At 68.3% G+C, this 11,793-nt stretch carries 9 protein-coding genes and 2 pseudogenes; 8 read left to right on the plus strand and 3 right to left on the minus strand.

Annotated elements, in window-relative coordinates:
- Nucleotides 1–117: 117 nt before the first annotated feature.
- A pseudogene (locus tag IJH84_RS10340) lies at nt 118–570 on the minus strand (ATP-binding cassette domain-containing protein); the annotation flags it as partial.
- A 320-nt stretch (nt 571–890) separates the two neighbouring features.
- On the opposite strand from IJH84_RS10340, the gene IJH84_RS10345 reads away from it, so the two are divergent.
- Both IJH84_RS10345 and ligD read left to right on the plus strand, forming a co-directional pair.
- Nucleotides 891–1,457, plus strand: a complete 567-nt coding sequence (locus tag IJH84_RS10345) for a DNA polymerase ligase N-terminal domain-containing protein (protein ID WP_200070909.1) — start codon at nt 891–893, stop codon at nt 1,455–1,457.
- A complete protein-coding gene (gene ligD / locus IJH84_RS10350; RefSeq protein ID WP_295143260.1) occupies nt 1,457–2,356 on the plus strand; it encodes a non-homologous end-joining DNA ligase in 900 nt (299 codons plus the stop codon). Before IJH84_RS10345 ends, ligD begins: the two co-directional genes overlap by 1 nt.
- A 70-nt stretch (nt 2,357–2,426) precedes the next feature.
- On the opposite strand, the gene IJH84_RS10355 is transcribed toward ligD, so the two are convergent.
- Together IJH84_RS10355 and IJH84_RS10360 are read right to left on the minus strand one after the other, a co-directional pair.
- On the minus strand, nt 2,427–4,748 hold the full coding sequence (locus IJH84_RS10355; protein ID WP_200070911.1) for an FdhF/YdeP family oxidoreductase: 2,322 nt from the start codon (nt 4,746–4,748) through the stop codon (nt 2,427–2,429).
- 377 nt (nt 4,749–5,125) lie between these two features.
- Nucleotides 5,126–5,266: pseudogene (locus IJH84_RS10360) on the minus strand (hypothetical protein); the annotation flags it as partial.
- 136 nt (nt 5,267–5,402) lie between these two features.
- On the opposite strand from IJH84_RS10360, the gene IJH84_RS10365 reads away from it, so the two are divergent.
- From IJH84_RS10365 to IJH84_RS10390, 6 genes are all read left to right on the plus strand, one after another.
- The gene (locus IJH84_RS10365) at nt 5,403–6,251 is read left to right on the plus strand and encodes a helix-turn-helix transcriptional regulator (protein ID WP_200070913.1); all 849 of its coding nucleotides are present in this window, start codon (nt 5,403–5,405) and stop codon (nt 6,249–6,251) included.
- Nucleotides 6,248–6,445 (plus strand): DUF397 domain-containing protein, encoded by a 198-nt coding sequence (locus IJH84_RS10370; protein ID WP_200070914.1) that lies wholly within the window; start codon nt 6,248–6,250, stop codon nt 6,443–6,445. The genes IJH84_RS10365 and IJH84_RS10370 overlap by 4 nt, the downstream gene beginning before the upstream one ends.
- A 155-nt stretch (nt 6,446–6,600) precedes the next feature.
- On the plus strand, nt 6,601–9,237 hold the full coding sequence (locus IJH84_RS10375) for a valine--tRNA ligase (protein WP_295143265.1): 2,637 nt from the start codon (nt 6,601–6,603) through the stop codon (nt 9,235–9,237).
- Between the two features lie 362 nt (nt 9,238–9,599).
- Nucleotides 9,600–10,967 (plus strand): folylpolyglutamate synthase/dihydrofolate synthase family protein, encoded by a 1,368-nt coding sequence (locus tag IJH84_RS10380; RefSeq protein ID WP_200070916.1) that lies wholly within the window; start codon nt 9,600–9,602, stop codon nt 10,965–10,967.
- On the plus strand, nt 10,964–11,401 hold the full coding sequence (locus IJH84_RS10385) for a DUF4233 domain-containing protein (RefSeq protein ID WP_295143268.1): 438 nt from the start codon (nt 10,964–10,966) through the stop codon (nt 11,399–11,401). Before IJH84_RS10380 ends, IJH84_RS10385 begins: the two co-directional genes overlap by 4 nt.
- Before the next feature lie 56 nt (nt 11,402–11,457).
- Nucleotides 11,458–11,703 (plus strand): CopG family transcriptional regulator, encoded by a 246-nt coding sequence (locus IJH84_RS10390; RefSeq protein ID WP_295143270.1) that lies wholly within the window; start codon nt 11,458–11,460, stop codon nt 11,701–11,703.
- Nucleotides 11,704–11,793: the final 90 nt, after the last annotated feature.

Raw genomic sequence — 11,793 nt, forward strand, 5'->3', positions numbered from 1 at the left:
CCGATGAGAGCAGGCGCCTGGGGCAGCAGGTAGAGAAGGTGCTGCTGATGTCAATCTTCGAACGGGGCAAGCTCGACCTCAAGTTCAGGAGCATCGACCTGCACGCCATCATCAGCATAGGGAGATGATCTGACCGCCGCTGAGGGTGTGCAGGCGCCGGTCGAACGCGATGTCCCCGAGGCCGAGGCGATCGAGCTGGGCGCGAGTGCGTTCCTCGATGTCCCAGTCGGTGCCGATGGTGGCGAAGTGCTCCTCGTCGGCGTCCCCGGACTCGACGGCGGCGAGCGCGCGGAGCACCTCGGCTATACCCAGCACTTCCGCCACGGTGCGAGCCCCGGGGAACGACAGGTGTTGCGGCAGGTGGCCGAGCGTTCCGCGGACCGACACTGCGCCGCCGCTGGGGCGCAGCTCTCCCGCGATCAGCTTGAGCAGGGTGCTCTTGCCTGCTCCGTTCGCCGCGACGAGGCCGGTGCGGCCGCCGCCGATGGTGCAGGAGAGGTCTCGGAAAACGGGGGTGTCGTCCGGCCAGGAGAACGACAGGCCGGAGCAGGTGATGAACGCATCGGACATGCGGAAGCCCTCACGTGTGCAGCGGGCGCGCACCGAGGCGGCCCGGGAACGAGTTCGGAGACGGCGGCGCGACGGCGCGGAGGGCAGGCGGCGGTTCGTCCGGGCAGCGCTCATCGCGCCAATCCGGACTTCACACAGCGGCGCAGGAAGAATCAGGCCGCACACCTGCGCTGGATCGGGCTTTCGCCCTCACTCCGCGATGTCGTCGTTCCCGAGCATGTCCGCATCTCCCTTGTCCGGGGCATTCCCTTCGCACAGTAGCAACGCGCGCAACGGCATTTTTCGGTGTCGGCGGCGCGTTCGCCGGGTATCGCTGCGGCATGGCGGAGCAAGAGCTCAGCACCTACCGGCAGAAGCGGGATCTGGAACGCTCCGGTGAGCCCGCTGGTGGTCGTCCGGGCGACCAGCCGCGCTTCGTGGTGCAGCGGCACGACGCCTCCAGCCTGCACTTCGACTTCCGGCTGGAGGTCTGCGGCGTGCTGAAGTCGTGGGCGGTGCCGAAGGGGCCGTCCACCGACCCGCGGCAGAAGCGGCTGGCAACGCCGACCGAGGACCACCCGCTGGATTACGCGGATTTCGAAGGCGACATCCCGGAGGGCTACGGCGCGGGCACCGTCGTCGTCTGGGACACCGGGCCGTACCGCAACCTCACCGAGCGCAAGGGTGAGTCCGTCGGAATGCCCGAGGGGCTGGAGAACGGGCACGTGAAGGTCTGGCTGCAGGGCGCGAAGCTCAGCGGTGCCTTCGCGCTCACGCGCATGGGCGGCAGGCAGCAGTGGCTGCTGGTCAAAGTGGACGATGAAGGTGCCGACCGGCGCCGCAACCCGGCCAAGACGCAGCCCGAATCGGTGCTTTCCGGCCGCACGAACGAAGATTTGGAGCGCTGATGGCCCGGACCGAGGACGCCGAACGGCTCGAGGTCGATGGCCGCCGGTTCGAGCTCACCCACCCGGACAAGGTGCTGTATCCGGCGGACGGCTGCACCAAGCGGGACGTGGCCGACTACCTCTGCTCGGTCGCCGCGGCGATGGTCCCGCACATGCGCGGGAAACCGTTGACGCTGCGGCGTTTTCCGGACGGCGTGCAGGCCGGCGGCTTCTTCCAGAAGGAGGCGTCCGGGCACTTCCCGGATTGGGTGCGGGTGGCGTCGGTGCCGCAGCGCGGCGAACCCGGCTCGGTGCACCACGTGGTTTGCGATGACGCGGCGACGTTGGTCTACCTGGCGACTCAGGCCACTCTGGAATTCCACATCGGACTATCCAAAGTGGAGGATTTGGACAAGCCGGTGCTGGTGGTGCTGGATCTGGACCCGCCACCGGACTGCGAACTCGGCGAACTGCGCAAGGCGGTGCGCGAGATCTGCCGCCGGTTCGACGCAGCGGGGCTGAGCCCGCACGTGCAAGCCACCGGCGGCAAAGGCTTCCACGTCGTGGCCCCGCTGACCGGCGAGCAGGGTTTCGACGAGGTCCGCACCGCCTCCCGCGAACTCGCCGACAACGCGGTGCGCGATCATCCCGACAGGTTCACCACCGAACACCGCAAGGACCGCCGCGGCGACCGGATCTTCTTGGACACCAACCGAAACGCCTACGGCCAGACGATGATCTGCCCGTACTCGCCGCGCGCCCGCGACGGAGCCCCGGCCGCTACACCGCTGGACTCGGGCGAACTTTCCAAAGCCACGCCGCAAGGCCACGGGCTGGCGAACATGACCCGCCGCTTGGCCCGCAAAACCGACCCGTGGGCCACCATGCACCGCTCCGCCGCCCACAGCGTCACCGAGTGACCGGCCTGTTCGTCCAATCTATTCGGACGAACGGTCCGTTCACTCCTGGTGAAACGGGGCATGCGGGACGTCACTGCTCGGAAAGCCGCTCCAGGCGGACCACGATGGCCTTGGAAACCGGGGTGTTCGACTTCTCCGCGACCGAACCGAGCGGCACCAGCGGATTCGCCTCCGGGTAGTAGGCGGCCGCGCAGCCCTGCGCGGTCGGGTAAGCGACGATGCGGAACCGCTCCGCGCGGCGCTCCTCCACGTTGCCATCGGCGTCCGGCCATTCGGAGACCAGATCCACCGCCTCGCCGTCGGAGAACCCGAGCGCGGCGATGTCCTTCTCGTTGAGCATCACCACGCGCCGGGCGTCCTCGATCCCGCGGTAGCGGTCGGAAAGGCCGTAGATCGTGGTGTTGTACTGGTCGTGGCTGCGCAGGGTCTGCAGCAGCAGCCGACCCTCCGGCACCCGCAGCGGTTCCGGCGTGTTGATGGTGAAGTTCGCCTTCCCCGTCGCGGTGGGGAAGGAACGGCTGTCCCGCGGCGGGTGCGGCAGCACGAACCCGTCGGGCTCACGAACACGCGCGTTGTAGTCGTCGCATCCCGGTACCACGTTCGCGATGTGCCTGCGGATGCTGTCGTAGTCGCGCTCGAACTCCTCCCACTGCGCCGGGTGCTCGTCCCCGAGCAGCTTCCGCGCCAGCCGGCACAGGATCGCGACTTCGGACAGCAGGTTCTGCGAAGTCGGTGCGAGCCGCCCGCGCGAGGCGTGCACGACCGACATCGAGTCCTCGACGGTCACGAACTGCGCGCCGGATTCCTGCTCGTCGCGTTCGGTGCGGCCGAGCGTCGGCAGGATCAGCGCGGTGCGGCCGGGAACCACGTGCGAGCGGTTCAGCTTCGTCGAGACCTGCACCGTCAGGTCGCACCCGCGCAACGCCCGTTCGGTGCCCGCGGTGTCCGGCGTTGCCGCGACGAAGTTGCCGCCCACCGCGAGGAAAGCCTGCACCTTCCCGCTCTTCATGGCCTGCAAGGTGTCCACGGTGTCGTAGCCGTGGCGGCGCGGCATCGGGATGCCGAACTCGGATTCCATGGCGGCGAGGAACTTCTCCGGCATCTTCTCCCAGATGCCCATCGTCCGGTCGCCTTGCACGTTGGAGTGCCCGCGCACCGGGCACACGCCCGCGCCCGGCTTGCCGATCATGCCGCGCATCAGCAGCAGGTTCGTGACCTCGCGGATCGTGGGCACGGCCTGCTTGTGCTGGGTCAGGCCCATCGCCCAGCAAGCGATGGTGCGCTCCGAGGAGATCAGCAGCTGCGCGATCTTCTCGATCTGCTCGCGGGACATCGCGGTCGCCTCGAGCGTGGCGTCCCAGTCGATTTCCCTTGCCTGCGCGGCGAATTCCTCGAAACCGTGCCCGTGCTGCTCGATGAACTCGCGATCCAGCACGGTTCCGGGCGCGGCCTCTTCGGCCTGCAGCAGCAGACCGGTGAGCGCCTTGAACAGCGCCAGGTCGCCGCCGAGGCGGATCTGGGCGAACTCGTCGGTCAGCGCGGTGCCACCACCGGCGACGCCGCGGGCGTTCTGCGGGTTCTTGAACCGCATCAGCCCGGCCTCGGGCAGCGGGTTGACCGCGACGATCTTGCCGCCGTTGCGCTTGACCTTCTCCAGCGAGGACAGCATCCGCGGGTGGTTGGTGCCCGGGTTCTGGCCCACCACCAGGATCAGGTCGGCGTTTTCCACGTCTTCCAGCGAAACCGAGCCCTTGCCGATGCCGATGGTCTCGCTCAGCGCCGACCCGGAGGACTCGTGGCACATGTTCGAGCAGTCCGGCAGGTTGTTCGTGCCGAAGCTGCGCACCATCAGCTGGTAGAGGAACGCGGCCTCGTTGCTGGTGCGGCCCGAGGTGTAGAACGCGGCCTGGTCCGCGCTGGGCAGCTCGCGCAGGCCGTCGGCGACCACGTCCAGCGCCGCGTCCCAGTCGATCGGCCGGTAGTGCGTGTCGCCGTCGCGCAGGATCATCGGCTGCGTCAGCCGCCCCTGCTGGCCGAGCCAGTAGTCGGTCTTGTCCGCGAGCTCGGCCACCGAGTGCGCGGCGAAGAACTCGGCGTCGACCTTGCGCGTCGTGGCCTCCTCGGCGACCGCCTTCGCGCCGTTCTCGCAGAACTCGGCGGGGCTGCGGTGCTTGTCCTCACCACGCGGGTCCGGCCACGCGCAGCCGGGGCAGTCGAAGCCGGAACGCTGGTTGAGCAGCGGCAACGTCTTGATGGTGCGCCCTGCGCCCATCTGCTCCCAGCTGCGTCGCAGCGACACCATGACCGCCTTGACACCGGCGGCGGCGTCCTTCGGCTCGTGGGTCGACAGCGCCGACTCGTCGATGTCCTGTTCAGGTGCTCTGCGCGACATACCGCCCAGAGTGCTCTCCCACGCGCGCGAGAGCACGGGTGGGGTGTCTTGGTTCACACGAGTGGCCCAGTTCTGCCGGTGTTGGTGGAAGCGCGTTGCAGCGGGAGGCCGGCCGGGGCGCTCGGGGGCACGCAACGGCCGGCCGGCACCCCGGCCCGGAACCGGGAGGCGGAAGTGTCCGGGCCGGGGCCGATACGCCACTCGCCGCGTCGGGAGAAACGAGCGGTGACGTAACCTCGAGAACGGTCCCTGCCAGGTAACGGCTGGCAGGGGCCTTCAGCAGTGGCCGATCGCGAACTTCGCGCTCATCGGGCCGAGTTCGTTTTCTCCCGCGCGGCCGTACAGCAATTCGCGCACGTCGGCCAGAGCCACGCCACATCGCTGTTGACGGCTATGACGTTCAAGCCGCACAGCGTCTTGACTTCGGTGCCGGTGGGGTAATCGCTGCCTTTCGACTTCGCGGCAGTGCTGGCGTGGCGCACCTGCTCAGCAGGCACCCACGCGACGGGATGGGGCATCCACGACCTCCTGCGTCAGACCGTGTTGACGATCGTTGTCAACGATGTGTCTACAGTGTCATCAGTTGGCTACGTTGAGCAATTACCCGACCGAGTGATCACCGAAAAACCCTTGTGTAGCAATAGGATCTGTTGCATGACTGTCAACACACGGACCCCGAAAGCTCGTGCTGTCGGAAGCGCACTGCGCAAGGCGCGACTAGACAACGGGATCAGCCTGCGCGGGTTAGCGACACAACTGGGCAAAGACCCGAGTCAGCTTTCCCGTTGGGAAACCGGGGAACGTGCGCCCAAGCCCACCGATGTCGCGCAGATCCTGGCTCATCTCGGGGTGACCGGCTCCGAGTACGACGAGATAGTCGAGGTTTCCGGCGGCACTCACGAACCGCGCTGGCTCGCGGTGACCCTGCCCGAGCAACGGCAGCAGCTCGCCGCGACTCTCGAAGTCGAGCGAGGGGCGACGGGAATCACCGAGGTGTCCCCGCTACTGGTCCCCGGACTCCTGCAAACGCGCGAGTACGTGCACGCGATCATGTCGGCTGGTGGCGTGGACGCTGACGAAGTCGCGACACGTTCGGCGATCCGGCTCGGTCGCCGCGAGACGATCTTCGGCCAGGAGCCCGCGACGTTCACCGGTGTCATCGGTGAAGCAGCTTTGCGTCAGGTCATCGGCGGGCCGAAAGTGATGCTCGACCAGTTGAAGCACCTGCTGGAGAGCGGCGAACGCAGCAATGTGGAGATTCAGGTGGTCCCGTTCTCGACCGGCTGGCATCCGGCGCTGGAAGGCCTGTTCGCGCTTTATGAGACGGAGCAAGGGCCGGTCGTGCATCTGGAGAATCGGCGCTCCGGCTTGTTCCTGCATGAGCCCGCAGACGTGCAAACTTACCAGCAGGCGGTCGCTCGAGTCCGGGCAGTCGCCTTGAGTCCCGATGACTCTTCAGCGTTCGTGCACAGGCTCATCAACGAAATGGAGGGCGCGCGATGACAGCGGTCGAGCACCCGGTCAACTGGCGGAAGTCGAGCCGGAGTCAAAACACGATCACTTGTGTTGAGGTGGGCCGGTCGGCTCGCGGTGCGGCGGTGCGGGATACGAAGGATCGGGCTGCGGGTTACCTGACGGTGGATCGGCGGCAGTGGCGGTCGTTCCTGTCCGCGATCAAGACCGACCGCTTCTCCTGACGGCTGCGATGACCTGCGGCGTTGCCAGCGGAACCGGGGAGCGTCGCAGGCCGCGGGCAGATCGGCCCGGTGTGCGGCCGTCCTTCCGGTAACTGCCGCGAACGGTGGAGGTGAGGGCCGGGAAAGCCGTCACGGGCGGTTCGTAGAATCGGTGTGTGACACAGACCAGCGCACCCGCACAGCCCCGTGAACTTCCGTCGAGCTGGAACCCGGCCGACGTAGAGGCCGAGCTGTACCAGCGCTGGGTAGCCGCCGAGTACTTCACCGCGGACCCGCACAGCGACAAGCCGCCGTTCTCGATCGTCATCCCGCCGCCGAACGTCACCGGCAGCCTGCACATCGGCCACGCCTTCGAGCACACCCTGATGGATCTGCTCACCCGCCGCCGCAGGATGCAGGGCTACGAGGCGCTGTGGTTGCCGGGCATGGACCACGCCAGCATCGCGGTGCAGGCACTGGTCGAGAACCAGCTGCGGGAAGAGGGCATCGACCACCGCGAACTCGGCCGGGAGCGCTTCCTGGAGCGGGTGTGGCAGTGGAAGGAGCAGCACGGCGGGGCGATCCTGTCGCAGATGTCGCGGCTCGGCGACAGCGTGGACTGGAGCCGGGAGCGGTTCACCATGGACGCCGGTCTCTCCCGCGCGGTGCAGACGATCTTCAAGCGGCTCTACGACGACGGCCTGATCTACCGGGCGGAGCGGCTGGTGAACTGGTCGCCCGCGATGCGCTCGGCGATCTCGGACATCGAGGTGGAGCACCGCGAGGTCGACGGCGAGCTGGTGTCGATGCGCTACGGCTCCGGCGACTCCGAAATCGTCGTGGCCACCACCCGCGTGGAGACGATGCTCGGCGACACCGCCGTCGCGGTGCACCCGGACGACGAGCGCTACCGGCACCTGGTCGGCACCGAGATCGAGCTGCCGCTGACCGGTCGCAAGATCGCGATCGTCGCCGACGAGCACGTGGACCCCGAGTTCGGCAGCGGCGCGGTGAAGGTCACCCCGGCGCACGACCCGAACGACTTCGAGATCGGGCAGCGCCACGACCTGCCGATGCCGACGATCATGGACGAGCAGGGCCGGATCGCGAACACCGGCACCGAATTCGACGGCATGGACCGGTTCGAGGCCCGCGTCGCGGTGCGCGAGGCGCTGCGCGCGCAGGACCGCATCGTCGCGGAGAAGCGGCCGTACGTGCACAGCGTCGGGCACAGCTCCCGCTCCAAGGAGCCGATCGAGCCGCGGCTGTCGCTGCAGTGGTTCGTCAAGGTCGGCCCGCTGGCCAAGGAAGCGGGCGACGCGGTGCGCGACGGCCGGGTCGCGGTGCATCCGCCGGAGATGGCGAAGCGCTATTTCGACTGGGTCGACAACCTGCACGACTGGGCCATCTCGCGGCAGATGTGGTGGGGCAACCGCATCCCGATCTGGTACGGCCCGAACGGCGAGGTCGTCTGCGTCGGACCGGACGAAGAACCGCCCACCGGCGAGGGCTGGCGCCAGGACGAGGACGTGCTCGACACCTGGTTCTCCTCGGGCCTGTGGCCGTTCTCCACGATGGGCTGGCCGGACGACACCGCGGATCTGCGGAAGTTCTACCCGACCAGCGTGCTCGTCACCGGCTACGACATCCTGTTCTTCTGGGTGGCCCGGATGATGATGCTCGGGCTCTACGCGATGGACGGCGTCGAGCCGTTCAAGGTGATCGCGCTGCACGGCATGGTCCGCGATCCGCACGGCAAGAAGATGTCCAAGTCGGCGGGCAACACCGTCGATCCGCTGGAGTGGATGGACAACTACGGCGCCGACGCGCTGCGGTTCACCTTGGCGCGCGGGGCGAACCCCGGTACGGACGCGCCGATCAGCGAGGAATGGGTCGCCGGGGCGCGCAGCTTCTGCACGAAGCTGTTCAACGCCACCAAGTTCGCGCTGATGAACGGCGCGCGGGTGCCCGCGGCGCTGCCCGCGCGGGCTGAGCTCACCGATGCGGACCGCTGGATCCTGGACCGCACCGACCAGCTCGTGTCCGAAGTGGACGAATTGCTGGAGGACTTCCAGTTCGCCAAGTCCACCGAGGCGCTCTACCACTTCACCTGGGACGAGTTCTGCGACTGGTACGTGGAGCTGTCCAAGGTGCAGATCGACGCGGGCGGCGACCGCGCGGAACGGACCCGCGACGTGCTCGGGCACGTGCTGGACGTGCTGCTGCGGCTGCTGCACCCGACGATCCCGTTCGTCACCGAGCTGCTGTGGACCACGCTGACCGGCCGGGAATCCGCGGTCGTCGCGGACTGGCCCGCAGCGACCGGCGAGCACGCCGACGAGGGCGCGGCGCAGCGGGTGCTCGCGGTGCAGAAGCTGATCACCGAGATCCGGCGGTTCCGCTCCGACCAGGGGCTCAAGCCGGGCCAGCGGGTGGCGGCGCGGCTCGGTGGACTCGACGCGCTCGGATTGGCCGAGCATTCGGCGGCGGTGCGTTCGCTGGCGAAGCTGAACGAGCCGGGGGAGGAGTTCACCTCCTCGGCCTCGCTGGAGGTCGGTCTCACCGGCGGGACCGTGCCGGTGGAGCTGGACCTGTCCGGCGCGGTCGACGTCGCCGCCGAGCGCAAGCGCTTGGAGAAGGACCTCGCCGCGGCGCGCAAGGAACTCGACGGCACGGAGAAGAAGCTCGCCAACCCGTCGTTCACGGACAAGGCGCCGGCAGAGGTCGTGGACAAGATCAAGGTTCGCCGGGACACCGCGCAGAGCGACATCGAGCGCATCGAATCCCGCCTGGCGGCGCTGCCTTCGGCCTAACGCTGCGGGCGACGGGCCGTTCGCGTGCTTCGGCAAGGCGGACGGCCCGTGAACCGCCCCGTCCGCCGCCGTGGCGCTGCTGTTCGCGCGGTTGCTCGCCGAATTCCTCATGCATCCACCGTGGCCGGTTCGCGGCCCGCCGGGCAGTCCCGATCCACGAATCTGTGGATGGATGCGGCGCCTGTGGACAACCTCGCCTGCTACGCGGGATCAGCGCCGCGCCCGACCGATGATGACGAGGCGAATCGGTGATCCCAGGGCCGTCGCGGAGGTACCTGCCTCCGCCGAAGTAGACTTGAGCTGGACGTTTGCGTCGGGACTGTTGTAGTCGCGGATAGGCCATCGAGGTTAGGGGAGTGCCAGTGTCCGGCACCGAATCCGGTGCGCTGCACGAGCTGCGCGTGGTGGAGGCCGAGCTCAACGAGCGCTGGCCGGAGACGAAGATCGAGCCGTCCCTGGACCGCATCAGGAAGCTCACCGACCTGCTCGCCGAACCGCAGCGCAGCTACCAGGTGGTGCACATCGCGGGGACGAACGGCAAGTCGTCCACCTCGCGGATGGTCGATGCGCTGCTGTCCCGCATCGGGCTGCGCATCGGCCGCTACACCAGCCCGCACCTGCAGCTGGCCACCGAGCGGATCAGCATCGACGGGCACCCGATCAGCCCGGAAGGCTACGTCGAGGCGTACCGCGACGTAGCTCCCTACGTGTCCATCGTGGACGCGAACAGCGACGTGAAGATGTCCAAGTTCGAGGTGCTGACCGGCATGGCGTTCGCCGCGTTCGCGGACGCCCCGGTGGAGGCCGCGGTGCTGGAGGTCGGGCTCGGCGGTGGCTGGGACGCCACCAACGTCGCCGACGCGCACGTGGCGGTGATCTGCCCGGTGGCGCTCGACCACGCCGAATACCTCGGCACCGACATCGCGGGCATCGCCAGGGAGAAGGCCGGGATCATCAAACCCGGCTCGGTCGTGGTGCTGGCCGCGCAGACCGCCGAAGCGCAGACCGCGATCATGGAGCGGGTCGCCGAGGTCGACGCCACGGTCGCCCGCGAGGGCAACGAGTTCGGCGTGCTGTCCCGCACCGTCGCAGTCGGCGGTCAGATGCTGCGCCTGCAAGGGCTCGGCGGCGTCTACGACGAGGTCTTCCTGCCGCTGCACGGCGAACACCAGGCCCGCAACGCAGCTATCGCGCTGGCCACCGTCGAGGCGTTCTTCGGTGCGGGCGCGCAGCAGCAGCTCGACCTCGAAGCGGTCCGCGACGCGTTCGCCAGCGTCATCACCCCCGGCAGGCTGGAGCGGGTGCGGGCGGCCCCGGCGGTGCTCGTCGACGCGGCGCACAACCCGCACGGCGCTCGCGCGCTCGCCGACGCGCTGAGCTCCGAATTCTCCTTCCGCCGCCTGGTCGCGGTGATCAGCGTGCTCGGCGACAAGGACGTGCGCGGCGTGCTGCGCGAGATCGAACCCGTCGTGGAGGAGGTCGTGCTGACCAAGAACGCCTCACCGCGCGCGTTGGACCCGGACGAGCTGGCCGCCACCGCCAAGGACATCTTCGGACCGGACCGGATCGTCGTCGAACCCCGCCTGGACGACGCCGTGGAGACCGCGATCCGGATGGCCGAGGAGACCACCGACGACTCCGACACCGTCTCCGGCGGCGGCGTCGTGATCACCGGCTCGGTGGTCACGGCCGGCGAGGGGCGGGCACTGTTCGGCAAGGAGCCCGCGTGACCGACAGCAGTGGTTTCTGGTCGCTGCCCACCGCGCCGGAAGGCGTGCGCGACCCGTGGAAGGGCCTGCGCGGCGTCATGGCGGGCACGCTGGTGATGGAGTTCATCACCTTCGGCCTGGCGTTGCCGATCGTGTGGCGGTTCGGCGGCGGGGTCTCCGGCGCCGGGTTCGCCATCGTGGGCCTGCTGACGGTGTTGATGCTGGTCGGCGGGTTCGTGCAGCGGCGCGCGTGGGGGCTGCCGTTCGCGCTGGCGCTGCAAGTGGCGATGTCGTTGTGCTACCTGGTGCACCCCTCGGTCGGGATCATGGGGCTGCTGTTCGTGGCGGTCTGGGCTTACATCCTCTACCTGCGCCGGGACGTGGCGAAGCGGATGCGCGAAGGCCGCCTCTACGACCAGCTCGGCCACCCCGAGGGATATCCGCCGGAGCAGTGAACCTGGCCTGATCGTGTAGTGGTGCATCAAGATGCTTTGGCGGCATTCTTAGATGCATGAGAACAACGATTGCCATCGACGATGCGTTGCTCGATCAACTCAAGGTGCGTGCTGCCCGGGAGAACACGACCGTCAGCGCGCTGATCGAAGAAGATGTGCGACTCGGTGAGCTGCGACGGGCCCAGCAGAGCGACCCGGGTCGCGGACGTTTCCGGCTCCGCGCATTCGATCTTGGTCGCCCCAACCCGGGCGTGGACCTCAACAACAACGCGGCGCTTCTCGATCTCATGGACAACGAATGATCGCCTGCGACGTGAATGTCCTGGTGAATGCGCACAATGTTGCCATGCCGGAGTACGACGCCTATTCGGCATGGCTCGAGGAAGCGCTGA

Origin of the sequence: Saccharopolyspora sp. (assembly GCF_017434145.1) — a bacterium.
GTDB lineage: Bacteria > Actinomycetota > Actinomycetes > Mycobacteriales > Pseudonocardiaceae > Saccharopolyspora_C > Saccharopolyspora_C galaxeae.